The organism is Kitasatospora sp. NPDC059088 (assembly GCF_042738155.1).
Taxonomy (GTDB): Bacteria; Actinomycetota; Actinomycetes; order Streptomycetales; family Streptomycetaceae; genus Kitasatospora.
Window position 1 is genome coordinate 31,613 of record NZ_JBHYGR010000052.1, and the last position, 23,218, is coordinate 54,830.

General features: G+C 74.7%; 20 protein-coding genes. 13 read left to right on the forward strand and 7 right to left on the reverse strand.

All coding sequences use genetic code 11. The annotated features are described in order from the left end of the window. Positions 1–224: 224 nt before the first annotated feature. Entirely contained in the window at positions 225–1,265 is a 1,041-nt protein-coding gene (locus ACFWXO_RS23420; RefSeq protein WP_375895889.1) for a glycosyltransferase family 2 protein, read from the forward strand. Positions 1,266–1,410: 145 nt separating this feature from the next. Here the strand turns inward: ACFWXO_RS23420 and ACFWXO_RS23425 are convergent, their stop codons facing one another. From ACFWXO_RS23425 to ACFWXO_RS23435, 3 genes are all read right to left on the reverse strand, one after another. Next, positions 1,411–2,919 (reverse strand): LCP family protein, encoded by a 1,509-nt coding sequence (locus tag ACFWXO_RS23425; RefSeq protein WP_380525651.1) that lies wholly within the window; start codon positions 2,917–2,919, stop codon positions 1,411–1,413. Positions 2,920–3,068: 149 nt separating this feature from the next. After that, positions 3,069–4,307, reverse strand: coding sequence for an LCP family protein (locus ACFWXO_RS23430; protein ID WP_380525652.1), 1,239 nt, complete (start codon positions 4,305–4,307; stop codon positions 3,069–3,071). Positions 4,308–4,342: 35 nt separating this feature from the next. Next, positions 4,343–5,134 carry a TIGR03089 family protein gene (locus ACFWXO_RS23435; RefSeq protein ID WP_375895881.1) on the reverse strand — a complete coding sequence of 264 codons (792 nt, stop codon included), beginning with the start codon at positions 5,132–5,134 and terminating at the stop codon, positions 4,343–4,345. A gap of 104 nt (positions 5,135–5,238) precedes the next feature. On the opposite strand from ACFWXO_RS23435, the gene ACFWXO_RS23440 reads away from it, so the two are divergent. Genes ACFWXO_RS23440 through ACFWXO_RS23455 form a run of 4 tightly spaced genes read left to right on the forward strand, consistent with a single transcriptional unit; the run spans position 5,239 to position 7,966 of the window. Next, positions 5,239–6,405, forward strand: a complete 1,167-nt coding sequence (locus ACFWXO_RS23440) for a peptidoglycan recognition protein (protein ID WP_380525653.1) — start codon at positions 5,239–5,241, stop codon at positions 6,403–6,405. Beyond that, positions 6,333–7,382, forward strand: a complete 1,050-nt coding sequence (locus ACFWXO_RS23445) for a DNA-3-methyladenine glycosylase family protein (protein ID WP_380525654.1) — start codon at positions 6,333–6,335, stop codon at positions 7,380–7,382. Before ACFWXO_RS23440 ends, ACFWXO_RS23445 begins: the two co-directional genes overlap by 73 nt. A gap of 45 nt (positions 7,383–7,427) precedes the next feature. Continuing rightward, positions 7,428–7,700: a type II toxin-antitoxin system Phd/YefM family antitoxin gene (locus ACFWXO_RS23450; protein ID WP_375895874.1), complete on the forward strand. Its 273-nt coding sequence runs from the start codon at positions 7,428–7,430 to the stop codon at positions 7,698–7,700. After that, a complete protein-coding gene (locus tag ACFWXO_RS23455) occupies positions 7,697–7,966 on the forward strand; it encodes a type II toxin-antitoxin system RelE/ParE family toxin (protein WP_380525655.1) in 270 nt (89 codons plus the stop codon). Before ACFWXO_RS23450 ends, ACFWXO_RS23455 begins: the two co-directional genes overlap by 4 nt. A gap of 7 nt (positions 7,967–7,973) precedes the next feature. On the opposite strand, the gene ACFWXO_RS23460 is transcribed toward ACFWXO_RS23455, so the two are convergent. The 3 genes from ACFWXO_RS23460 to ACFWXO_RS23470 are packed head-to-tail and all read right to left on the reverse strand — an operon-like array spanning position 7,974 to position 10,899. Continuing rightward, positions 7,974–9,266 carry a coenzyme F420-0:L-glutamate ligase gene (locus ACFWXO_RS23460; RefSeq protein WP_375895869.1) on the reverse strand — a complete coding sequence of 431 codons (1,293 nt, stop codon included), beginning with the start codon at positions 9,264–9,266 and terminating at the stop codon, positions 7,974–7,976. Further along, positions 9,263–10,222, reverse strand: coding sequence for a 2-phospho-L-lactate transferase (cofD, locus tag ACFWXO_RS23465; RefSeq protein ID WP_380525656.1), 960 nt, complete (start codon positions 10,220–10,222; stop codon positions 9,263–9,265). Before cofD ends, ACFWXO_RS23460 begins: the two co-directional genes overlap by 4 nt. Before the next feature lie 41 nt (positions 10,223–10,263). Then, positions 10,264–10,899 carry a cysteine dioxygenase family protein gene (locus ACFWXO_RS23470; protein WP_375895864.1) on the reverse strand — a complete coding sequence of 212 codons (636 nt, stop codon included), beginning with the start codon at positions 10,897–10,899 and terminating at the stop codon, positions 10,264–10,266. 618 nt (positions 10,900–11,517) lie between these two features. Between ACFWXO_RS23470 and ACFWXO_RS23475 the strand changes: the two genes are divergently transcribed. The 3 genes from ACFWXO_RS23475 to ACFWXO_RS23485 all read left to right on the forward strand — a co-directional run bounded on the left by ACFWXO_RS23475 (position 11,518) and on the right by ACFWXO_RS23485 (position 17,643). Next, positions 11,518–11,790, forward strand: coding sequence for a WhiB family transcriptional regulator (locus ACFWXO_RS23475; RefSeq protein WP_375895861.1), 273 nt, complete (start codon positions 11,518–11,520; stop codon positions 11,788–11,790). A gap of 252 nt (positions 11,791–12,042) precedes the next feature. Continuing rightward, complete coding sequence (locus ACFWXO_RS23480; RefSeq protein WP_380525657.1) at positions 12,043–15,924, forward strand: glycosyltransferase; 3,882 nt, start codon at positions 12,043–12,045, stop codon at positions 15,922–15,924. Positions 15,925–15,930: 6 nt separating this feature from the next. Next, positions 15,931–17,643, forward strand: a complete 1,713-nt coding sequence (locus ACFWXO_RS23485) for a DUF5719 family protein (protein WP_380525658.1) — start codon at positions 15,931–15,933, stop codon at positions 17,641–17,643. A gap of 35 nt (positions 17,644–17,678) precedes the next feature. Here ACFWXO_RS23485 and ACFWXO_RS23490 read toward each other — a convergent pair whose 3' ends face one another. Next, positions 17,679–18,131, reverse strand: coding sequence for a metallopeptidase family protein (locus tag ACFWXO_RS23490; protein WP_350509617.1), 453 nt, complete (start codon positions 18,129–18,131; stop codon positions 17,679–17,681). Between the two features lie 170 nt (positions 18,132–18,301). On the opposite strand from ACFWXO_RS23490, the gene ACFWXO_RS23495 reads away from it, so the two are divergent. From ACFWXO_RS23495 to ACFWXO_RS23515, 5 genes are all read left to right on the forward strand, one after another. Further along, complete coding sequence (locus ACFWXO_RS23495; protein WP_375895855.1) at positions 18,302–18,751, forward strand: DUF3499 domain-containing protein; 450 nt, start codon at positions 18,302–18,304, stop codon at positions 18,749–18,751. 138 nt (positions 18,752–18,889) lie between these two features. Further along, positions 18,890–20,275: a phosphomannomutase/phosphoglucomutase gene (locus ACFWXO_RS23500; RefSeq protein ID WP_375895853.1), complete on the forward strand. Its 1,386-nt coding sequence runs from the start codon at positions 18,890–18,892 to the stop codon at positions 20,273–20,275. A 98-nt stretch (positions 20,276–20,373) separates the two neighbouring features. After that, complete coding sequence (locus ACFWXO_RS23505) at positions 20,374–20,556, forward strand: Trm112 family protein (RefSeq protein WP_375895850.1); 183 nt, start codon at positions 20,374–20,376, stop codon at positions 20,554–20,556. An 82-nt stretch (positions 20,557–20,638) separates the two neighbouring features. Then, positions 20,639–21,895, forward strand: a complete 1,257-nt coding sequence (locus tag ACFWXO_RS23510; RefSeq protein WP_380525659.1) for an SIS domain-containing protein — start codon at positions 20,639–20,641, stop codon at positions 21,893–21,895. Between the two features lie 18 nt (positions 21,896–21,913). Next, entirely contained in the window at positions 21,914–22,891 is a 978-nt protein-coding gene (locus tag ACFWXO_RS23515; RefSeq protein WP_375895846.1) for a cation diffusion facilitator family transporter, read from the forward strand. Positions 22,892–23,218 lie beyond the last annotated feature (327 nt).

The following is a 23,218-nucleotide window of genomic DNA, read 5'->3' on the forward strand; positions in this document are numbered from 1 at the left end:
GGTGCGCACGAGCACCCGGCCCCCGCGCCGTGCCGTCCGCCCGTCGTTCACCGGGGCCGCCGAACCCACCCCGAACCTGCACGGTTCCCCCGCCGATTCGGGCCCGGGCGCCCGGGGCGGTACGGTGATCCCGATCACGGCACCGGTGTCGCCCTCCAGGGGTCCCGGGAGCAGCCGGACCGGGACAAGACGGATATGCGTCGACACCGGTACGGTTGGCCCCGATGAACACCAAGGCTGCTGAGGAGCTGCCGGCTGTTTCCGTGATCATGCCGGTGCTCAACGAGGAACGACACCTGCGCACGGCGGTCCGGCGCATCCTGGACCAGGATTACCCCGGACCGATGGAAGTGGTGATCGCCCTCGGTCCCTCCACCGACCGCACCGCCGAGATCGCGGCCGAGCTGGTGGCCGAGGATCCGCGGGTGCGTACGGTGGAGAACCCCACCGGCCGCACTCCCGCGGGGCTGAACGCCGCGATCCGGGGCTCGCAGTACCCGATAGTCGTACGGGTGGACGGCCACGGGCTGCTCACGCCCGGCTACATCGCCACCGCGGTCCGGCTGCTCGGCGAGATGGACGCCGCCAACGTCGGCGGCATCATGCACGCCGAGGGCGAGACCGAGTGGGAGAACGCGGTCGCGGCCGCGATGACCTCCAAGATCGGTGTCGGCAACGCGGCCTTCCACACCGGCGGCCTGGCCGGCCCGGCGGACACCGTCTACCTCGGGGTGTTCCGGCGCGAGGTGCTGGAGCGACTCGGCGGCTACAACGAGGAGTTCATCCGCGCCCAGGACTGGGAGCTGAACTACCGGATCCGCCAGGACGGCGGGCTGGTCTGGTTCACCCCGCAGTTGAAGGTGACGTACCGGCCGCGGCCGTCCGTCAAGGCGCTGGCCAAGCAGTACAAGGACTACGGCCGGTGGCGCCGGGTGGTCACCCGCTACCACCGGGGCTCGGTCAACCTGCGCTACCTGGCCCCGCCGAGCGCGCTGCTCGCGGTGCTGCTCGGCCTGGTGCTGGGCGCCGCCGTCCACCCGGCCTTCCTCGCGGTGCCCGGCGTCTACCTGCTGGGCATCCTCGGCGGCGCCGCGGTCGAGGGCCGCGGCCTGTCGTTCCGGGCCAGGGCGCTGCTGCCGGTGGCGCTCGCGACCATGCATCTGAGCTGGGGCTTCGGCTTCATCACCTCACCCCGCTCGCTGGCCCGCCGGGTGATAAGGAGCGTCGGCCCGTCCTCGAAGGACGTGCTCTCCCGGGCGCGTTGACGCCCGGACCGGCTACCGCCGGCCCGCACGGGGACAGTTGAGGACGGTGCGGCCCCGCTCGACCCGGCCGGTCCGGGGGCTCCGGACCGGCCCCCGGACCGGCGAGCGGTACCGCGGGACGGACCGAACCCTCGGCCCCGGGCGGCTACTTGGCGCAGACGTCCTCGTCGTCCGCCTGCACCCGCTGGAGGTCCTTCGGGGCCTCGGTCGCCTGCTGCGCGGGAGCCGCCAGGGCGTCCTTGCCGAGGACCACCAGCAGCGGGTCCTTCGGGCCCGCCTTCGGGTTGGGCTTCACGGCGTCGGCGGGCAGCCCGAGGGCGGCGGCCAGCGCCGCGGCCTCGGCCTCCTGGCCGGCCGGGTGGGACACCGTGCTGGTCGCGGCCGGGGGAGCGTCGGAGCCGACCGCGGCCTTGGCGAAGCCCTTGCCCTTGAGCTTCTCCACCGTGGGCCCGGACTGTCCGCGGGTCCCGCTGCCGTTGCGCACCGTCACCTGGACGCCCTTGGTGTCCACCGCCGGGGCGGCGCTGCTCGGCGCGGCCGGGGCCGCCGGGGCCGAGGCGTCCGGGGTCGCGGCCGGGGCGGCCGTCTCGGTCAGCGAGCGGTCGCCCGCGATCATCGAGAACACCTGTCCGGCGTCCGGCTGGTGCAGGACCAGCCGGTCCTTGTTGCCGGGGTCGTCCAGCACCGGGACGGTGGTGAAGGTGATGTTCTTGGTGTCCACCTTGCTGATGTCCTGGGCCAGGTTCTTGAGCTTGTCGACGCTGCCGATGCCGGAGTCCACGGTGAGCGCCTTGGTGGCGGCGTCCGCGAGCTGGTAGAGCTTGCCCGGGCTGGTCAGGGTGTCGTCGCTCTTGATCTTGCGGATCATCGCGCTGATGAACTGCTGCTGGAGCGGGATCCGGGTGAGGTCGCCGCCGAAGCCGACCGCGTGCCGGGTGCGGACGAAGGCCAGCGCCTCCTCGCCCTGGACGACGTGGCGGCCCTTGGACATCTTGAGGTGCGAGTCCTTGTCGTCGATGTCCTTGGCCGCGCAGACCTCCACCCCGCCGACGGCGGTGGAGAGCGTCTTCACCGCCTCGAAGTTGACCTGCACGAAGTGGTCGACCCGGATGCCGGTCAGCTTCTCCACGGTCTTCCAGGTGCAGCCCGCGTCGCGCCCGTCCTGGCCGAGGCTGTTGTTGAACATGTCCCGCGCGACGCCCGGGATCTTCTTGCCCTTGTCGTCCTGGCACTCCGGTATCGGCACCATCAGGTCGCGCGGGATGCTGACCACGGTCGCGTTGGAGCGGTCCTTGGAGACGTGGAACAGCAGGGTGGTGTCGGCGTGCCCGGTGCTGCCCGCGTCGCCGTACTCGCGGCCGAGGCCCTGGCGGCTGTCGGTGCCGATCACCAGGATGTTCAGCGCGTCCCCGGCGGCCTTGGGCCGCTCCTCCTCGTTGCCCAGCTGGACCTTGACCGAGGTCAGGTTGCTGTTGAAGTGCTGGTACAGGTAGTAGGCCCCGCCGCAGCCCGCGACCATCACCAGGGCGCCCGTCCCCGCCGTCCACTTGAGCACCCGGCGGCGCCGCTGCCGCTTGGCGGCCGCGGCCAGACGCTTGGCCTCCCGCCGGCTCCCCCCGCTGAACCGACCGGTGTTCGTTTCGTCCTGCTGCACGGGGGTCCCCTACGTCCGGCCGGTCACGGAGGCCGACCCGTCGGGCGACGGGTCGATCCGGACACACTAGACGAGCCGAACGGGGGAATTGTTCCGAGTGTGATCTCAGTCATGTTTGAGCAATGAAAAAGCAAAGCCGGACGTCGAGTTCAGTGCTGGGCGCAGGCGTCCACGTCGGCGGTGCGTCCCTCGAAGGTGGGCGAGGCGCCCGCCGAGGGTGACGCCGTGGCCCCGTCGGATCCGGCTCCCGCTCCGGTGCCCGCCCCGGCTCCGGTCCCCGCGTCCGGCGAGGGCGCCGAACCGGGCGGCCGCAGGGCCAGCGGCCGGTCCGCCCGCAGCGCGTCGAACAGCTGGGTGGTCTGCGGCTGGACGAACTCGTCCCGGTCCGAGTCGTAGCGGTACGGGCGGCGCGGCGCCGTCAGGAACACCACGTCCGGGGAGGGGACGTCGCGCAGGTCCTGGGTGAGGTCGTACAGCGCGCCGAGCGAGGACAGGCCGCCGTCCGCCTTCACCGAGGAGGTGGCCGCGTCCAGCACCGGCCACAGCTTGGCCGGGTTCAGCAGCACCCCCTGCGACTGCACCTTGCGGATCAGCGAGGCCAGGAACTGCTGCTGGCGGCCCATCCGCTGGGTGTCGCTGCCGTCGCCCAGGCTCTCCCGGGCCCGGACGTAGCCGAGCGCCTGCTCGCCGTGCAGCAGCTGACGGCCGGCCGGGAGGTCGAGCTTGGCGTCCTTGTCGTGGATCGGCTGCGGCACGCACACCTCGACCCCGCCGATCGCGTCCACCATCGTCTTGAAGCCGCTGAAGTCGAGGATCACGTAGTGGTCGATCCGGATGCCGCTCAACTGCTCGACGGTGCGGATCGAGCAGGCCGGACCGCCCAGCTCGAACGCCCAGTTGAACTGCATCGTCCCCGCCTTGCTGCGGCTGCCGTCCGGCTTCTCGCAGGAGGGCACGGTGACCATCACGTCGCGCGGGACGGAGACCGCCGTCGCGTGCTTCCGGTCGGCGGCCAGGTGCAGCAGGATCGTGGTGTCCGAGCGCTGGGTCCCGGCCTCGCCGCCGTAGGAGGAGTTCGCCCCGGAGCGGTCGTCACTGCCGATCAGCAGGATGTTCTCGGCGCCCTTGGCCCCCGCGGCCCGGCTCGGGCGCTCGGCCTCCAGCTTGGCGAGCAGCCGGTCGGTGGCCGAGTCCGTCCTGATGTTGCCGTCCAGCTTGCGGTAGGCGATCCAGAGCAGCACGCCGGTGGCGACCAGCAGGAACGCGACGGCGCCGGCGGTGATCATCAGCCACCGCCGGCGCCTTCGCGGGCGTCCCGGTCCGCTCGGGGGAGCGTGCTCCGGGGGAGTCTGGTCGGTCGGGGGGTGCTCGGTGTCGTCCTCGGCCATGGCAGGGATCCCTACCCGCCGGGACCGTCCCGGGGTCAGCCGAGGCGCACAGTCACCCGTTCGGATTCGGAGCGCTTCTCCCACTGCCCGGCGTCCAGGCCCTCGGAGTTGCGGCACAGCACCACCGAGGCGCCGACCGCCAGCGGGGCCAGCAGGCCGGCCTCCAGGCCCGCCCAGTCGTCGAAGGAGAGGGTGGACATCACCCGGTCCCCGGGCTTGAGGCCGATCCGAGCGGCGCCCTCCCGGGCCAGCGCGACGGTCTGCTCACCGGTCAGTTTCAGCGGCAGCCCGTCCACCGAGGTCTCCAGCGCCTGCCCGTCCGGGGCGACGGGGGAGTACGGCGCGAAGCGGTCGCCCTGGCCGGGCACCTCCGCGGCGTAGTCGAGGAAGCCGTCCGGGCGGTGCGGGAAGCGGCCGCCGAGCGGGCGCAGGGCGAGCGCGACCCGCTCGCCCCCGCAGGCCTGGGCGGCCTCCAGGCCGTCCGGACCGCTCACCACCAGGTCGGCGTCGGCCGGGTCGCCGGCCGGCACCGCGGTCACACCGACGGACCAGCAGGCCAGCAGCCAGACGGCGCTCTGCCAGTGGGCGGGCAGCAGCAGCGCGGCGCGGTCGTCCGGACCGGCGTTCAGCTCGTCCTGGAGGAGGTTGGCGGTCTTGGCGACCCAGTTGTCGAAGGTCCGGGCGGACAGCTCCACCCGTTCGCCGGTGGCGTCGTCGTAGAAAGTGACCAGCGGGGCCGCGGGATCGACCGAAGGGGTGCCGCCGCGCAGGTATGCGTGCAGCAGCTCGACGGGGGTGCGGGCATCGGCAGCGAATGGCGCAGTCATGGTGCGCCCCAGCCTACGGCCTTCGGGTGGCAGGCCGGGAGGGGCGGCCGAGCGGGCGCGGGGCGGCGTGGCGGGCGGTCCGGTTTGCGGCGACGATCCCCTTTATGCGCCTTTCCCACCAGGCCGCGCGCCTTTCCACCAAGGCCGCGCGCCTCCCCTTCCCGGCCGCGCTGCTCGCCGGCTGCACCGCCGCCCTGCTGCTCCAGCCCGCTCCCGCCGCCACCGCCGTGCCCCTTGCCCCCGGCGGCGAGCACCGTGACTTCCCCGGCGGCGGCCGGACCGTCTCGCTCCGGCTCCCCGCCGGGCACGGGCTCCCGCCGAGCACGACCGGACCCTTCGAACTCCTCGGCATCGGCTGGGACGGACCGGCGGGAGCGCTGGACGGCGGGAGCCTCCGGGTCCGCACCCGGGACGCGGCCACCGGCCGCTGGAGCGACTGGCACACCCTGGAGACCGACACCGACGACGGCCCCGACCGCGCCCCGCACGGCGCCACCGCCCCGCTGTGGACCGGCCGCAGCGACGGCGTCGCCGTCGAGTTCCGGCCCGGCCCGGCCGGACCGCCGCCCGGACTGCGGCTCGACCTCGTCGACCCCGGCGCCGGCGCACCCGCCCCGGCCGCCACCCGGACGGTGCCCGCGGCCCCCGCCGCCGAGGACGGCCACCAGGCGCCCCGCCCGGCGATCGTCACCCGGGCCGGCTGGGGCGCCGACGAGTCCCTGCGCGACCCGGGCTCCGAGTACACCGGCCCGGTCCGCGAGGTCTTCGTCCACCACACCGCGACCGCCACCGACTACGCCTGCTCCGACGCCCCCCGGGTGATCAGGGGCATCTACCAGTACCACGTCAAGACCAGCGGCTGGCGGGACATCGGCTACAACTTCCTGGTCGACCGCTGCGGCACCGTCTACGAGGGCCGGGCCGGCGGCGTCGACCGGCCCGTCCACGGCGCCCACACCCTCGGCTTCAACACCGACTCCTCCGGCGTCGCCGCGATCGGCACCTACGTCGACGCCACCCCGCCCCAACCCCTCCTCGACGGCCTCGCCGCGATCGCCGCCTGGAAGCTCGGCCTCACCGGCCGGCCCGCCGACGGCCGCACCGGACTCACCTCCTCGTCCGACGCCAGCCGCTACCCCAAGGGCACCGTCGTCGACTTCGACGCCGTCTCCGGCCACCGCGACGCCTTCAACACCGAATGCCCCGGCAAGGCCCTCTACGCCCGGCTCCCCGAACTCCGCACAGCCGCCGCCCGACTCCAGACTCCCTAGCCGTCACCCTCCCCACGTATCGTTCAGGGCCTCAGGCACCCCAGGAGGCGACGGCAGTGACGGGCGGCGAAGCGGTACGGCACTGGCGGCCGGGCTTCCCGCTCGACCCCGTCCGCACCCTGCTGCCGCTGCGCCGGGGCCCCGCCGACCCCTCGTACCGCACCACCGGCGACGGTGCCGTCTGGCGCGCCTCCCGCACCCCGGCCGGCGTCGGCACCCTGCGGGTGCTGCCGCGCCCCGGTGCGGGCGAGGTGGAGGCGACCGCCTGGGGGCCGGGCGCCCAGTGGCTGCTCGACCGGCTGCCCACCCTGCTCGGCGCCGAGGACCACCCGGAGGCGCTGGTGCTGCCCCCCGGCCCGCTCCGGGACGCCCAGCGCCGCACCCTCGGGGTGCGGCTCACCCGGACCGGCCTGGTCCTGGAGTCCCTCGTCCCCGCGATCCTGGAACAGAAGGTCACCACCGACGAGGCCTACCGCGCCTGGCGCACCCTGCTCCGCGACTTCGGCACCCCGGCCCCGGGCCCGGCCGAGGGCATGCGGGTGGCCCCGTCGGCCCGCGATTGGGCGATGGTCCCGAGCTGGGAGTGGCACCGGGCCGGCGTCGACCCCGGACGCTCGGCCACGATCCAGCGCGCGGTCCGGCTGGCACCCCGCCTGGAAGAGGCCTCCGCGATGGCCCGCGAGGAGTCCTTCGCCCGCCTGACGGCCGTCCCGGGCATCGGCACCTGGACCGCCGCCGAAACCCTCCAGCGCAGCAACGGCGACCCGGACGCGGTCTCGGTCGGCGACTTCCACCTCCCCAACCTGGTCGGCTGGGCCCTGGCCGGCCGCCCCCGCAGCGACGACACCCAGATGCTCGCCCTACTGGAGCCCTACCGCCCCCACCGCCACCGCCTCTGCCGCCTCCTCACCGCCACCACCCCCCACGCCCCCCGCTACGGCCCCAGACTCACCCCCAACGACCACCGCAACCGCTGACCGGAGAACGCCGCTCTGCGTACACGCGGTGTGTACGCTGGAAGCATGGCTGATGAACTGAACATCCGTGAGGCCCGGGCCCACCTCGCCGAGGTGCTGAGCCGGGCCGAGGCCGGTGAGATCACCGTCATCACCCGCAAGGGCGAGCGTGTCGGCGCGGTCGTGCCGATCGAGATCCTCGATGCCATAGAGGACGCGGAGGACGAGCTCCTCGCCCGTGAGGCGGAGAAACACCGGAACGAACCCACGGTGAGCATGGCCGAACTTCTGGCAGACCTTTTCGGAGAGCCGCCGAGCAGTGCCGGGAGCGCCGCGTGAAGTACGCGTTCCGCTTCACCGCGAGCGCTCGGCGGCAACTGCGCGACATCAGCCAGGTCGATGCCATGCAGATCCTCGCCGCGCTCACCAGACTCGGGGACGACCCGTACGCCGACGGCCCGGACGTGAAGAAGCTGACCGGACACACGGGTCTCTACCGGCTCCGGGTCGGCATGTACCGGGTGGCGTACGAGATCCACGACGACGTGCTGGTGATCGTCGTCGTGAAGGTGGGCGACCGCCGCGAGATCTACCGGGGCCTCTGAGAGATCCCTACCGCACCGCGACGAAGGCGTCGGCGCTGCGCTCCGGGCGGACCCGCGGCGCCTCCGCCGGGCGTCCCACGGCGACGGCCCCCATCGGGTCCCATCCCTCCGGCAGGTCCAACGCACCCCGGACGGTGTCACGGCAGAACATCGTGGAGGAGACCCAGGCGGTGCCGTACCCCTCGCCGGTGAGCGCGACCAGCAGGTTCTGCACGGCGGCGCCCAGGGCCACCGTGAACATCTCCCGTTCGGCCGCGGCCCGCCGCGGGTCCGGGTAGTCGTGCGACCCGTCCATCACCAGGCACGGCACCACCAGGTACGGCGCGTCGCGCAGCACGTTCCCGCGGGCGGTGCGGCGGGCGATCCGGGCCTCGTCCCAGCCGTCGAGTTCACGGAGGTCGCGCTGCCAGGCGCCGAGCATCGCGTCCAGCAGCCGGACCCGGGTCTCGGCGGACTCCAGCAGGACGAACCGCCAGGGCGTGGTGTGGTGCGGGGCGGGCGCGGTGACGGCGGCGGCCACCGCGCGCCGGACGGCGGCCGGGTCGACCGGGTCGGCGGTGAAGGAGCGGACGGTGCGCCGCAGGGTGACGGCCTGGCGCAGCGCCTCGGAGGTGCCGAGCCGGAACATGTCGTCCGCGGCGGGTCGCACCAGCGGCCGGGTGCCGGCGCCGTCCTCGGCGGTGACCAGGTGGCCGAGCCCGCGCACGACGGCGACCGGGACGCCGGTGGCCTTGCCCTTGACGAGGTCGCCGGCGGCCGCGAGTTCGTCGGCGGTCGCGGTGACGGTGAGCACCAGTTCGTTGCCGTGGCTGTCGGTGCGCCCCCGGTGGTCCTCCAGGACGGACAGTCCGGCGGCGCCGATCGCGACGTCGGTGAGCCCGTTGCGCCAGGGCCGGCCGAAGGTGTCGGTGACGACGACGGCGATCCGGTGGCCGGTGAGCTGCTGGAGCCGGGCGCGCAGCGCGCGGGCCGAGGCGTCCGGGTCCTCGGGCAGCAGCAGCACGGTGCCGGGGGCGGTGTTGGAGGCGTCGACCCCGGCGGCGGCCATGACGAAGCCGTTGCGGTTCTCGACGATCCGGGCCGGTCCGCGCCGGGCGACGACCCGGACGGTCTCGGCGTCGACCGCGGCGTCCCGGTCGGTGGCGTGCAGCAGTCGGCCCTCGGCCTTGCTGACGATCTTCGAGGTGACCAGCAGGATGTCGCCGTCGCGGTACGTCCCGGCCTTGGCGATCAGCCCGGCGAGGTCGGCCCCGGCCTCGACCTCGGGGATGCCCTGGACCGGAAGGATCTCGATGGTCACGCGCGGACCTGCTCGGCCAGCGCCAGCGCCGCGCGGGCCATCTCGGCGGTGGCCTCGACGTCGGTCATCAGCAGCGGGACGGCCCGGCAGGCGATCCCGGCGGCTTCGACGGCCGGGACGGCCTGCTCGTCCGCGGTGTCCACCAGCCAGCCGTCGATGAGGCCGGCGCCGTAGTTCAGCGCGACCGCCTCGGCGGTGGCCTCGACGCCGACGGCGGCGAGCACCTTGTCGGCCATGCCCCGCACCGGCGCCCCGCCGATGATCGGGGAGAGCCCGACCACCGGCGCCGGGGCGGCGGCGACGGCGTCCCGGATGCCGGGGACGGCGAGGATGGTGCCGATCGAGACGACCGGGTTGGACGGCGGGAAGAGGATGACGTCGGCCTCGGCGAGGGCCTCCAGCACGCCGGGCGCGGGCTTGGCGGTGTCCGCGCCGACCGGGATGATCGCCTCGGCGTCGACGGCGGCGTGCAGCCGGACCCAGTACTCCTGGAAGTGGACGGCCCGGGTGCCCTGTTCGTCGGTGATCCGCACGTGGGTCTCGACCCGGTCGTCGCTCATCGGCAGGAGCCGCACGCCGGGCTTCCAGCGCACGCACAGCGCCTCGGTGACCTGGCTGAGGCTGTACCCGGCGGTGAGCATCTGGCTGCGCACGAGGTGGGTGGCGAAGTCGCGGTCGCCGAGCCCGAACCACTCGGGGCCGACGCCGTACTCCTTCATCTCGGCCTTGATCGACCAGGTCTCGTCGGTCCGGCCCCAGCCCTGTTCCTCGTGGATGCCGCCGCCGAGGGTGTACATCACGGTGTCGAGGTCGGGGCAGACCTTGAGCCCGTAGAGGTGGATGTCGTCGCCGGTGTTGCCGATGACGGTGATCTCGTCCTGCGGTCCGACCGCCGCGAGGAGTCCGCGCAGGAAGCGCGCCCCGCCGATCCCGCCTGCCAGTGCCACGATGCGCATGGGGTCATCCTGCCACGGTCGGACTCTTCGTCAGGCCTCGGTCAACGCCGCTCGGACTCCGCCGCGTGCGCGTGCTGCTCGGGGACGGCGGTGGCGGTGCCGTACTGGTTCATCGCGGTCAGGCCCGGGGTGTAGAGGTGGATGGAGACGGCGGGTTCGAGCGCGCCGTTGACCACCTCGTGCAGGTAGCCGGAGGAGAACACCCGCTGCCCGCCGGGGCGCAGGGTGCGGGCCCCTTCGCCGGCGTGGGTGAGCGAGCGTTCGGTCAGCTCGCCCTGGACGACGGTCATCACGCCGGAGGACTCGCCGTGGTCGTGGAAGCCGCTGCTCTGGCCGGGCAGCCAGCTGAGCAGCCAGACCTCGTAGCCGGGGCCGGTCTCCAGGCGGGCGTACCAGCGGGTGAGCGCGTCGTAGCGGACCAGCGGTTCCCAGCGGGTGCGGTCGGCGGCGATCTCGCGGACCAGCCGGGCGTACCCGGCGACGGTGGTGGGGTGGCCGGGCAGGTCGGTGCGGGCGAGGTGCGGGAAGGCGAGCGGGTCGCCGGCGATGGAGACGTCGCTGAGGCCGTCGGCCCAGCGGTGCCGGTCGCCGTGGCGGGGTGCGTGGGCGGCGGCGAGGCCGCGGCGGGCGTGCTTGTTGCGGTCGCGGTTCCGCTTGCGGATGCGGATCATGCGCACGGGAGTCGTCCTCGGATGGCTCGGCTGGTTCGGGGATCAGCCGGATCCGGGATGTCCTGGGGCGGGATTCGCGGGCGGCCTCTGTGCTTCCTGGGCGGCGCGCGGTGGGACGCGGGCGCCTAGATACAGCAGGAACAGAGGCGACAACAGGAGTTCACGGCACGGCGGAGCGTGGAACCGCTCCGGGGGCTGGCGAACTCTGACATGGAGGAAAGGAGACCGCATCCGCAGGGGCGGTGTCAAACCGAAGGATGCGGCATTCGAGTGGGTTAGGTCCGGATCTTTCCTGGATGGGGTGATTCATCACTCTCTATGTTTCGATGGGAAGATCGCCGGGAAGGGAGGCCGATGACCGGCCTGTCACGATGACCGAGCGTCATTCCGCGAGTGATTGCGGGCGTTTCGGTGTCGCCGGGGCTTTCGGACCCAAGGTCCGATGTGTCCGGATATGTACACTATTCGTAACGGCTTGGTGCCAGGGAGTGAATCCCGGCCTCAATACCAGAGCTCGGCTTGACTGGGCCAGAGTGACGCAACTGTAATTTCACTCGTGTCGTCAGCCGCACGAGGCAACGGCAACCACGGGGACGCCAAGTAGGGGCAGAGGAGGCGCGCCACATGAGCGAGCTCTTTGAGCTGTTGATCGGGGACGGCATCGCGGAGGAAGAGGAGGAATTCGGTTGGCAGGAGCGCGCGTTGTGCGCCCAGACCGACCCGGAGTCCTTCTTCCCCGAGAAGGGTGGCTCGACCCGCGAGGCCAAGAAGGTCTGCCTCGCCTGCGAGGTCCGTTCGGAGTGCCTGGAGTACGCCCTCGCCAATGACGAGCGCTTCGGCATCTGGGGAGGCCTCTCCGAGCGCGAGCGCCGTCGGCTCAAGAAGAGCGCCGTCTGACCGGGGCGGCCCCGACCGATCTCGCTGACCCTCCGCCACCGGCGGACGGCCGCACAGCTGTACGAGCGCCTCACCGCGACGGTGGGGCGCTTTCGTGTTCCCGGACCGGTTCATGCCGATCCCGGGTCCCCTTCTTCACCGCCTCCGCACCGGCACCGGGCGCGAAGCGGCCATCCGGAGCCGTTAGTGTGGTGCGCCATCCGGTTGCCGTTCACCGGCTGTGTCCACCGAGAACTGGGGCCCGCGCACTCGATGACCGTCTACAGCCACCAGAGCGGCTTCACCGCTTCCAGGCCGCCCGCCTACCCGCGCCACCTGGTGACCGCGGTGATCGTCTCGCACGACGGCGCCCGCTGGCTGCCGCAGGCCCTGGCCGGACTGCTCGGCCAGGACCGCCAGGTCCAGCGGATCCTCGCGGTCGACACCGGATCCACCGACAACTCCCCGCAGCTGCTCGCCGACACCCTGGCCGACTGGCTGCCCGAGAGCGGCCCGCTGGTGCTCGGCCGCCGGGCCGGCTTCGGCGCCGCCGTCGCCGAGGCCGTCGCGAGCAGCGCGCCCCTGCGCCCGGAGGACCTCCCGTACCGGCTCGACCCCTCCGGCTACGACCCGGTCACCGGCGGCTGGGACGACTACGGCGACCCGCTCGCCCAGGAGGACGACCTCGGCCGCGGCGGCCCGCGCGAGACCCAGCCGGTCGAGTGGCTCTGGCTGCTGCACGACGACTGCGAGCCGCAGACCGACGCGCTGCGCCGGCTCCTCCAGGTCGCCGACTCCACCCCCAGTGCCGGCGTGGTCGGCCCCAAGCTGCGCAGCTGGTACGACCGCCGCCAGCTGCTGGAGATCGGCGTCACCATCGCCCGCTCCGGCCGCCGCTGGACCGGCCTCGACCGCCGCGAGCAGGACCAGGGCCAGCACGACCAGGTCCGCCCGGTGCTGGCCGTCTCCAGCGCCGGCATGCTGGTGCGCCGGGACGTCTTCGAGGAGCTCGGCGGCTTCGACCGGGCCCTCCCGCTGATGCGGGACGACACCGACTTCTGCTGGCGGGTCAACGCCGCCGGCCACCGCGTGGTGGTCGCCCCCGACGCCGTGCTGCGGCACGCCGAGGCGGCCAGCCGCGAGCGCCGCGCGATCGACTGCGGCCCCGCCCACCCGCACCGGGTGGACAAGTCCGGCGCCGTCTACACCCTGCTCGCCAACTGCAGGGGCGCGCTCTTCCCGTACGTGCTGCTGCGCCTGGTGCTCGGCACCCTGGTGCGGGCCGTCACCAACCTGCTCGGCAAGGACCCGCGCCAGGCGGTCGACGAACTGGCCGGCCTCGGCCACGAACTCGTCCGCTTCCCACGGCTGTTGGCCGCGCGCAAACACCGTGCCCGGACCCGCGCCGCGGACGCCCTGGACGACCGCACGCTCTTCCCGGCGCCCGGTGCCACCACCCGGCTGGCCGTCGAGGGCGTCATCGGCTCGCTCGGGATAGGGGGCGCCGACGACACCGGCAGCCGGCACGGCTCGGTCGAGGCCGGTGGCGACGAGGACGGCGAGGACCTCGTCGTCGAGCAGTTCGCGCTGATCAAGAAGCTGGCCCGGCGCCCCGCGCCGGTGCTGTTCGCCGGCCTGCTGGTGTTCGCCCTGGTCGCCTGCCGCGGCCTGTTCGGCAGCGGCGAGCTGTTCGGCGGCGCCCTGCTGCCCGCCTCCGACGGCGCGGGCGGCCTGTGGGCGATGTACGCGGACGCCTGGCACCCGGTCGGCACCGGCTCCACCGCCGCCGCACCGCCGTACCTCGGCGTGCTCTCGGTGCTCTCCTGGCTGCTGTTCGGCCACGCCGACCTCGCGCTCACCCTGCTGGTCGTGCTCACCGTCCCGCTCGCCGCGGTCAGCGCCTACCTGGTCTCCCGGCCGCTGCTGGACTCCAAGCTGGTCCGCGCCTGGGCCAGCGCCACCTACGCGCTGCTGCCCGCCGCCACCGGCGCGCTCGCCCAGGGCCGGATCGGCACCGCCGTCCTCGCCGTGCTGCTGCCGCCGCTGGCCCGCGCCGCCGCGATCGCGGCCGGCCTCGGCATCCGCCAGGAGAGCGCCGCCAAGGGCGCCCGCCCCGGCTGGCGGCCGGTCTGGATGACCGTCCTGCTGCTCACCCTGGCCACCGCCTTCGTCCCGCTGACCTGGGCCGTCGCGGTACCGCTCTGCCTGGCCGTGCTGGTCCTCGCGGTGCTGCGCGGCGGCGCCTTCGGCTCCGGCGGCACGGCGCTGCGCCTGCTCGGCCTGCGCGTCCTGGTGATCCTCGCGGTGCCGGTCGCGGTGCTCGCCCCCTGGTCGCTCAAGGTGCTCTCGCACCCGCAGTGGCTGCTGCTGGAGGCCGGGCTGCCCGGACTGCACGGCGCCGGGGCGAGCGCGGCCGGCCTGCTGCTGGTCAACCCCGGCGGCGCCGGGGTGCCGCCGGTCTGGCTCTCCACCGGTGTCGTCCTGGCCGCACTGGCCGCGCTGCTGCGCGCCGACCGCCGCCGCGCGGTGCTCGCCGCCTGGGGCGCGGCCGGTGCCGGGCTGGTCTTCGCCGTCGCGGTGGCGGGCACCTCCGTCACCCCGGCCTCCGGCGGCCAGCCGGTGCCCGCCTGGGCCGGCCCGGCCACCCTGATCGCCGGGATCGCCCTGCTCGCCGCCGCCGCGATCGGCGCCGACGGCGCCAACGCCCGGGTCGCCGGGATCGCCTTCGGCTGGCGCCAGCCGGTGGCCGCCCTGGTGGTGGCCGCCGCCGTGCTGGCCCCGCTGGGCACCGGCCTGTGGTGGGCGCTGACCGGCGCCGGGGGCCCGCTGCACCGCGCCGCGTCCGGCCAGGTGCCGGCCTTCATCGCCGAGGAGGCCGGTACCAGTGACCGGTCCCGCACCCTCGTGGTCACCGGCCAGAAGGGCGCCGTCCGCTACACCGTGGTGCGCGGCGCCGGCCTGACCCTCGGCCAGGCGGAGTCCACCGTCGACCCGGCCACCGGTACCCAGGGCGGTCTGGACCGGATGGTCGGCAGCCTGCTGGCCGGCTCCGGCGCCGACCAGGCGAACGCCCTGGCCGGTTACGGCATCGCCTACGTGCTGGTCGAGCGGCAGGCCGTGGACGCCTTCAAGGACGTCCTGGACACCACCCCCGGCCTGGTGAAGGCCAACCAGGACGGCGACGCCGCGCTCTGGCAGGTCAACGGCGCGCCCGCGGTGCGCGCGGTGATCACCGCTCCGGGCGCCACCCCGGTGGTCGTCCCGTCCGGCGAGCGCGACCTCACCGCCACCGTCCCGGCCGGTCCGGACGGCCGGGTGCTGCGGCTGGCCGAGGCCGCCGCCCCCGAGTGGAAGGCCACCGTGGACGGCACCGCGCTGGAGCCCACCACGGTCGACGGCTGGGCGCAGGGCTTCAAGCTCCCGGCCGCCGGCGGCAAGCTGAGCGTCACCCGCGAGGGCAGCCTCGTCCACACCGGCTGGATCTGGGCGCAGGTCCTGGTCGGCCTCACCATCCTGGTGCTGGCCCTGCCCGGCCGCCGCAGCCACAAGGACGACGACCTGCCCGAGGAGGTGGTCGCCGCCGCCGCGCTGGCCGCCGCCGCCCAGGCGCAGGCCCCCGCCCCCGGCAGCCGCCGGGCCCGCCGGATGGCCGAGCGCGGCGAGGGCGGCGAGCCCGGCGCCGAGGAGCCCGGGGTGTACGACGGCCTGCCGGGCGCGATCCCGGCGCAGCCCGCCGGCGAGCCGGTGGCCGGGGCGGTCCAGGCGGCCGCCGCCGTCCAGGAGGCCGAGCCGTACACCGACCCGTACCAGACGTACCAGCAGGCCGACCCGTACAGCTACGACCAGTACGCGACCCAGCAGCCGGTCGCCGCGCCGTACGCGGGCCAGGGCTACGAGGGCCACGGGTACGACGGCCACCAGCAGGGCTACCCGCAGCAGGGGTACGACCAGCAGGGCTACGAGCAGCAGGGGTACGAGCAGTACCCGCAGGAGCAGTACGGCTACGACGCCTACCAGCAGCAGCCCGGGCAGCCCCAGCAGACCTGGCTGCCGGGCCAGCAGCAGGGCGAGCCGTACTACGACCCCAACGAACCGGGCGGCACCGGGCACCCTTCCGGTAACTACGGCCCCCACCAGCACGGATCGGGGAGCTGACCCGCCATGAAGAAGCCCGCATTCGGGAAGAAGTCCGCCGCCCGGGCCGAGCAGCCCGCAGAGCCCTCCGCCGCTGCGGCCGGGGCCGCGGAGCCCGCCGGCGCGCCGGCCCCCGGCCGGTCCGCGGGGAAGACCACCCAGTCCCTGCTGGCCGCGGCCGTGGTGCTGGCGGCCGTGTTCGGGATCGCCGAGCTGCGCCCGCCGGCCGGCCCGGCCAAGGCGGACGGCGGGGCCGCCCCGAGCACCGCGCAGGTCGAGCGGACGGCGGCGGTCTGCCCGCAGCCCTTCCAGGGCCTGACCGGCTCGACCACGCTGACCGCCTACACCCCGCCCGGCACCGGCTCGGCCACCGGCGGCGCCGGCTGGCTCTCCGAGCAGGCTGCCCCGGCCACCCCGCCGAGCGCGGCCCCGTCCGCCCCGGCGCCGAGCGGATCGCCGGCCGGCGCGCCGAGTGCGGCCGCGAGCGGCTCCGGCGCCCCGGCCACCCCGGCCCCGGACAAGAACGCCGCGCCCGCCGACGCCAAGCTGACCCTCGGCAAGCCCGGCACCCCGGCCACCGGCCCGGCCAGCAACGGCGACGCCGCGCCCGGCACCGGGGCCGTCGCCACCGGCGCGCTCGCCCCCGGCTTCACCGTCAGCCAGACCACCGTGGTCACCGAGCAGCGCGGCACCGGCCTGTCCGGCCTGACCTGCACTCCGGAGAGCACCAGCTTCTGGTTCGCCGGGGCCAGCACGGCCGGCGACCGGGTCGACTACGTCAGCCTGGTCAACCCCGAGTCCTCCGCCGCCGTGGTCGACATCAAGCTGTACGGCGACAAGGGCCTGATCGACAACGACGCCGCCAACGGCATCACCGTCGCCCCCGGCAGCTCGCAGTCCGTCCTGCTGTCGACGATCAGCAAGGGCGCCGTCACCGACCTCGCCGTGCACGTGGTGGTGCGCTCCGGGCGGATCGGCGCCGCGCTGCACGCGGCCGACGGCGCCAAGGGCGCCGACTGGGTCCCCGCCTCGGCCGAGCCGGCCGCCACCCAGGTGATGCCCGGCCTGCCCGCCGATGCCACCGCGGCCCGGCTGGTGGTCTGGGCCCCGCCGGAGGACGACGCCGACCTCAAGATCCAGCTCTCCGGCAAGAACGGCTGGTTCACCCCGGCCGGCAACGAGTCGATCCACGTCAAGGCGGGCATGGTGGCCGCCGTCGACCTGGGCAAGGTCACCCGGGACGAGGTCGCCGGGCTGCGGCTGTCGCCCAGCGACGACCGGCACCCCACCAAGATCGTGGCCGGGTTGCGGGTCGACCGCACGGGCGGCAACGGCAAGAGCGAGGCGGCCTGGCTCACCGGCAGCGGCCCGGTCGGCGCCCGCGCGACCGTCGCCGACAACCGGGCCGGGGCCTCCACGATCTTCCTGACCTCCACCGGCGACGCCGCCACCGTCAAGGTCACCGGCTCGGCCGGCAGCGGCGGCGGCACCCCGGCGACCAAGGAGGTCCAGCTCCCGGCCGGCGGCACGGTCGCCATCCCGGCGCCCGAGCCCGCCGGGCTGAACGGCGTCTTCGCGGTCACCGTGGAGACCGAGTCCGGCGGCCCGGTGGTCGCCGCCCGGATGCTCGCCCTGCCCGCCAAGGACGTGCCGATGTTCACCGTCCAGGCACTGCGCGACGACCACAGCACCGTGCAGGTCCCGCAGGCCACCCAGGACCCGGGCGTGGTGCTGCGCTGACCGGCCCTTCCGGGGCCCCGCGGGGCCCCGGAAGGTCACTCCTCGTCGTAGCGCGGGTCGATCGCGTCCGGCGACAGCCCCAGCAGCTCGGCCACCTGCTCGATCAGGATCTCGTGCACCAGCGCCGCCCGGTCCTCCCGGGTCTTCGCCCGGATCTCCACCGGCCGCCGGTACACCACGATCTGGCTCTTGTGGCCCTTCTGACCGGGCGACACCCGGCCCAGCGGCACGCCGTCCTCGGTGTCGGCGCCGTCCGGCTCGTGCAGCGGCACCTCCTGCACGGCGAACTCCACCTCGATCAGCTGCGGCCACCGCCGCTCCAACCGCTCCACCGACTCGCGCACGTAGTCGTCGAACAGTTCGGAGCGGGTGAGCGAGATCGGCACCTGGGGCGGGGCCAGCGGGCCGCGCAGCCCCCTGCCGTGCCGGTCGCGGTGCCGGGGGCGGCGCGAAGGGCCTGTCGATGACTGCGGTGCGGAGCTGTCCATATCACTGCCGAGAGTAGTCCTTGGCGGGTCGGAAGTGGACCACTCCGACGGGGGAATCGCCGGTGCGACGGCGCGTGTCCGAGCGGCCGGAGCGAGCCGGTCGGCAGGAGCCGGGCGGGCGCGCCCGGGGCGCCCCCACGGCCCGGCGGGGCCCAGGCGGGGGGACGCCGGTGAGCACCCGGGGCGCGACACGGCACCCCCGCCGGACAGGCGGTCTTCGCTCCCCGGCGGGGAGTGCGGTACCGTCCACCCTCGTGAGCTCTGTACGTCGTTGTTCGCGGACCGCGTGCGGCCGACCGGCCGTCGCGACGCTGACGTACGTCTACGCGGACTCCACCGCCGTACTGGGCCCGCTCGCCACCTACGCCGAGCCGCACTGCTACGACCTGTGCGCCGAGCACGCCGAGCGGCTCACCGCCCCGCGCGGCTGGGAGGTCGTCCGGCTCGCCCTCGAGACCGGGCCGCTGCGCCGCAGCAGCGACGACCTGGAGGCCCTCGCCAACGCCGTCCGCGAGGCCGCCCGCCCGCAGACCCCCCGTCAGGGCCGCGTCCCCGAGGGCGAGTCCACCGAGGGCGGCCGCCGCGGCCACCTCCGGGTCCTGCGCTCGCCCGACAACTAGGGCCTCTCCTGGGCCTCGCCCCGCACGGTGCGTTCGCCCGGCCCGGGTACGCTGCCCGTCTGACACCACCGCGATCCGTCGACCGGACGCGTCGGTGGCCCGACGTATCGATCAGCACAGAACCAGGGTGGAGCCGCAGTGCGCGACCTCAAGCAGCTCGTGAAGGCGTACGACGTCCGAGGTGTCGTCCCGGACCAGTGGGACGAGAGCCTGTCCCGGGCCTTCGGCGCCGCGTTCGTGCAGGTCACCGGCGCGACCGCGATCGTGGTCGGGCACGACATGCGCCCCTCCTCGCCGTCGCTGAGCCGGGCCTTCGCCGAGGGCGCCGCGGCCTACGGCGCCGACGTGGTCGAGATCGGCCTCTGCTCGACCGACCAGCTCTACTACGCCAGCGGCAAGCTCGACCTGCCCGGCGCGATGTTCACCGCCAGCCACAACCCGGCCCAGTACAACGGCATCAAGCTGTGCCGGGCCGGCGCCGCCCCGGTCGGCCAGGACACCGGCCTGTCCGAGATCCGCGAGCTGGTCGAGTCCTGGACCGCCGAGGACGACACCGTCACCGTCCCGGCCAAGGACGTGAAGCCCGGCGGGCTCTCCGCCCAGGACACCCTGCGCGGCTACGCCGACCACCTGCTGGGCCTGGTCGATCTCAGCGCGATCCGCCCGCTGAAGGTCGCCGTGGACGCCGGCAACGGCATGGGCGGCCACACCGTGCCGACCGTCTTCGACGGCCTGCCGATCGAGCTCGTCCCGATGTACTTCGAGCTGGACGGCACCTTCCCCAACCACGAGGCCAACCCGCTCGACCCGAAGAACCTGGTCGACCTCCAGGCCGAGGTCCGCAAGGTCGGCGCCGACATCGGCCTGGCCTTCGACGGCGACGCCGACCGCTGCTTCGTGGTCGACGAGCGCGGCGAGCCGGTCTCCCCGTCCGCGATCACCGCCCTGGTCGCCGCCCGCGAGATCGCCCGCGCCCAGGCCGCCGGCGAGGCCGAGCCGACGATCATCCACAACCTGATCACCTCCTGGACCGTCCCCGAGGTGGTCCGCGAGCTCGGCGCCGCCCCGGTGCGCACCCGGGTCGGCCACTCCTTCATCAAGCAGGAGATGGCCGTCACCGACGCCGTCTTCGGCGGCGAGCACTCCGCCCACTACTACTTCCGCGACTTCTGGCGCGCCGACACCGGCATGCTGGCCGCGCTGCACGTGCTGGCCGCGCTCGGCGGGCAGCAGGGCACCCTGTCCGAGCTGACCGCCGAGTACGACCGCTACGCCGCCTCCGGCGAGATCAACAGCACCGTCGCCGACCAGGCCGCCAGCACCGCCGCCGTCCGCGCCGCCTACGCCGGCCTGGAGGGCACCACGGTGGACGAGCTGGACGGCCTCACCGTGGCCGGCCCGGACTGGTGGTTCAACCTGCGCGCCTCCAACACCGAGCCGCTGCTGCGCCTGAACGTCGAGGCCAAGGACCCGGCGCGGATGGCCGAACTGCGCGACGGCGTGCTCGCCGTCGTGCGCGCCTGACCGGACCGCGCCTGACCGGAGCGCACCGTGCCCCGGCCGGTAGGGTTGCCTATCGGCCGGGGCACCTCCGTGCCACCACCGAACTTTGGAGAGCCCCCATGAAGCTCGAATCCTTCCTGCTGGAGATCCTGGTCTGCCCGCAGTGCCGGGCCGCGCTCGCCGAGGGCGGCACCGAGGAGCAGCCCGAGCTGCTCTGCACCGGCGCGGACTGCGGCCTCGCGTACCCGGTCCGCGAGGGCATTCCGGTCCTCCTGGTGGACGAGGCCCGCCGCCCGGCCTGATCCTGTTGGGGCCGACCAGCCCCGGGGCCGACCGGCCCGACCCGCGCCCGCCGCCCACACAGGACAGCCGGAGGCCCGCCGCATGCTCGACGACACCCTGCTCGACGATCCGGCCGCCCTCCAGCGCGCCGACCACGACCGCGCCCTGCTGGCCCTGGCCGGCGCCGGCGCCCGGGTCCGCACCGCGCTGCGGCAGGCCGACGCGGCCGGCCTCGACCGGCTGCGCCCCGACGGCCGCCCGCGTGCCGTCCTGGTCGCCGGGCACGGCAGCGCCCTGACCGCCGCCGAGATCCTCGCCGCGCTGGCCGGGACCGCCGTCCTGGTCGTCCCGCTGCCGCCGACCGAGGCCGTCGCCCCGCGCGTCGACCGGGCGGCCGGCGCCCCGCCCGCCTTCACCGCCGGGCTCGGCTGGCAGCTGCCCGGCTGGGCCGGACCGCTCGACCTGCTGGTGGTCAGCTCCGCCGACGGCGGCGAGCAGGGCCTGATCGGCCTCGCCGAGCAGGCCTACGCCCGCGGCTGCTCCGTCGTCGTCACCGCCCCGCCCGGCAGTCCGCTGGCCGAGGCCGCGCTGCAGGTGCGCGCGCTGCCGCTGCCGTACGTCGGCACGGTGCTGCCCGACGAGGGCCCGCCCGCCGCACCGGCCGCCGAGCCGGACCTGCCGGCCGAGGACCCGGCCGCGCTGTGGTCGCACCTGACCCCGCTGCTGGCGCTGGCCCAGAAGCTCGGCCTCACCCAGCTGCCCTACGACGCGCTGCCGGCCGTCGCCGACCTGCTGGACACCGCCGCCGTGCGCTGCCGCCCGGACGCCGCCGCGTACACCAACCCGGCCAAGGGCCTGGCCGCCCGGCTGGCCGGGACGGTCCCGCTGCTGTGGGCCGAGGGCCCGGTCGCCGGCGCCGCCGCCTCCCGGTTCGCCGCCCAGCTCGCCGAGCGGGCGGGCCGCCCGGCGCTGACCGGCGCGCTGCCGCAGGTGCTCACCGCCCACCGCGGCATGTTCACCGGCCAGTTGGGCGCGGGCGCCGACCCGGACGACTTCTTCCGGGACCGGGTCGAGGAGCCCGACCCGCTGCACCTCCAGGTGCTGCTGCTGCGGCACGTCCCCGAGGCGGGCACGCCGGACCCCGGGCAGGAGCAGGACGGCCCCGCCGAGGTGCCCGAGGACGACGACCGGCCGCGCAGCTTCGGCGTGCGCCGCGCCCACCGGCTGGCCGCCGCCCACGACGTACGGCTCACCGAGTACGCGAGCACCCTCGCGGACCCGCTGCACGCGCTGGCCGACCTGATCGCGCTGACCGACTTCGCCGCCGTCTACCTGGGGCTGGCCGCCGCGCAGTCCTGAGGCCGCTACTCTCTGCCCATGAGCACAGAGGGCGGGACGAAGGCACTGGTCGCGGCGTTGTCCGCCAACCTGGCGATCGCGGTGGCCAAGTTCACCGCCTTCGGCTTCACCGGCTCCTCCTCGATGCTGGCCGAGGGCGTCCACTCGGTGGCCGACTCCGGCAACCAGGTGCTGCTGCTGATCGGCGGCAAGCGGGCGCGCCGCGCGGCGGACGAGGAGCACCCGTTCGGGTACGGGCGCGAGCGCTACGTGTACGGCTTCCTGGTGGCGATCGTGCTGTTCAGCGTCGGCGGCCTGTTCGCGGTCTACGAGGGCTGGCACAAGGTCAACCACCCCGAGGCGCTGGACTCCTGGGGCTGGGCGGTGGGCGTGCTGGTCTTCGCCGTCGCGATGGAGGGCTGGTCCTTCCTGACCGCGGTGCGCGAGTCCGCCAAGGCCAAGGGCGGCCAGGGCTGGGTGCAGTACATCCGCACCGCCAAGGCGCCCGAGCTGCCGGTGGTGCTGCTGGAGGACACCGGCGCGCTGATCGGCCTGGTGCTCGCGCTGCTCGGCGTCTCGCTCACCGTGATCACCGGCGACGGCGTCTGGGACGGCGTCGGCACCCTGTGCATCGGCGTGCTGCTGGTGGTGATCGCGGTGGTGCTCGCGCTGGAGACCAAGTCGCTGCTGCTCGGCGAGTCCGCCGACAAGGACTCGGTGCGGCGGATCCGCGCCGCGCTGGTGGACGGCGAGGCGGTCACCGGGGTGATCCACATGCGCACCCTGCACCTCGGCCCGGAGGAACTGCTGGTCGCCGCCAAGATCGCCGTCAACGCGGAGGACAGCGCCGCCCGGGTGGCGCGGGCCATCGACGCGGCCGAGGAGCGGGTCCGCGCCGCCGTCCCGATCGCCCGGGCGATCTACCTGGAGCCGGACGTCTACAGCGCCGAGAAGGCCGCCGCGGGCGAGGACCCGGCGGCCACCCCGGGCGGCCCCGGGCCGGGCGCCGCGCACTGACGGACCGTCCGGCGGGCCGGTCCGGCGGGGGCCGGCGGCGGTCGGGCAGGGGCCGGGCACGGGACGGGCAGGGGTCCTGCGGCGGCTGGGCGGCGGCCGGATCCGGCCGCCCAAATCAGTCATCCGCGGACGCCCGGTGGGGCCATCGGTGTAGATTCGTCACCAGAGCCAGAACGTCGCTGCTGATGGCGGTCGATCGGCGGTCCGCACCCGTAGGGTGTGCGCCGGTCGAGGGAGAGAGGTCCTCCGACGGTTTGTGCTGCGCAGCAGGGAGCCGGTCCGCCACCACGGGATCCGGCGGCCCCGGCGTAGCCGTGCACCCGTACG

What these genes read in the sequence shown, in the direction of transcription:
- ACFWXO_RS23435 (WP_375895881.1), bottom strand. Translation starts at nt 5,134, where the DNA reads ATGACTGCGCCATTCGCTGCCGATGCCCGCACCCCCGTCGAGCTGCTG.
- ACFWXO_RS23430 (WP_380525652.1), bottom strand. Translation starts at nt 4,307, where the DNA reads ATGGCCGAGGACGACACCGAGCACCCCCCGACCGACCAGACTCCCCCG.
- ACFWXO_RS23515 (WP_375895846.1), top strand. Translation starts at nt 21,914, where the DNA reads ATGAGCACAGAGGGCGGGACGAAGGCACTGGTCGCGGCGTTGTCCGCC.
- ACFWXO_RS23505 (WP_375895850.1), top strand. Translation starts at nt 20,374, where the DNA reads ATGAAGCTCGAATCCTTCCTGCTGGAGATCCTGGTCTGCCCGCAGTGC.
- ACFWXO_RS23480 (WP_380525657.1), top strand. Translation starts at nt 12,043, where the DNA reads ATGACCGTCTACAGCCACCAGAGCGGCTTCACCGCTTCCAGGCCGCCC.
- cofD (WP_380525656.1), bottom strand. Translation starts at nt 10,222, where the DNA reads ATGCGCATCGTGGCACTGGCAGGCGGGATCGGCGGGGCGCGCTTCCTG.
- ACFWXO_RS23475 (WP_375895861.1), top strand. Translation starts at nt 11,518, where the DNA reads ATGAGCGAGCTCTTTGAGCTGTTGATCGGGGACGGCATCGCGGAGGAA.
- ACFWXO_RS23485 (WP_380525658.1), top strand. Translation starts at nt 15,931, where the DNA reads ATGAAGAAGCCCGCATTCGGGAAGAAGTCCGCCGCCCGGGCCGAGCAG.
- ACFWXO_RS23420 (WP_375895889.1), top strand. Translation starts at nt 225, where the DNA reads ATGAACACCAAGGCTGCTGAGGAGCTGCCGGCTGTTTCCGTGATCATG.
- ACFWXO_RS23440 (WP_380525653.1), top strand. Translation starts at nt 5,239, where the DNA reads ATGCGCCTTTCCCACCAGGCCGCGCGCCTTTCCACCAAGGCCGCGCGC.
- ACFWXO_RS23450 (WP_375895874.1), top strand. Translation starts at nt 7,428, where the DNA reads ATGGCTGATGAACTGAACATCCGTGAGGCCCGGGCCCACCTCGCCGAG.
- ACFWXO_RS23445 (WP_380525654.1), top strand. Translation starts at nt 6,333, where the DNA reads ATGCCCCGGCAAGGCCCTCTACGCCCGGCTCCCCGAACTCCGCACAGC.
- ACFWXO_RS23490 (WP_350509617.1), bottom strand. Translation starts at nt 18,131, where the DNA reads ATGGACAGCTCCGCACCGCAGTCATCGACAGGCCCTTCGCGCCGCCCC.
- ACFWXO_RS23510 (WP_380525659.1), top strand. Translation starts at nt 20,639, where the DNA reads ATGCTCGACGACACCCTGCTCGACGATCCGGCCGCCCTCCAGCGCGCC.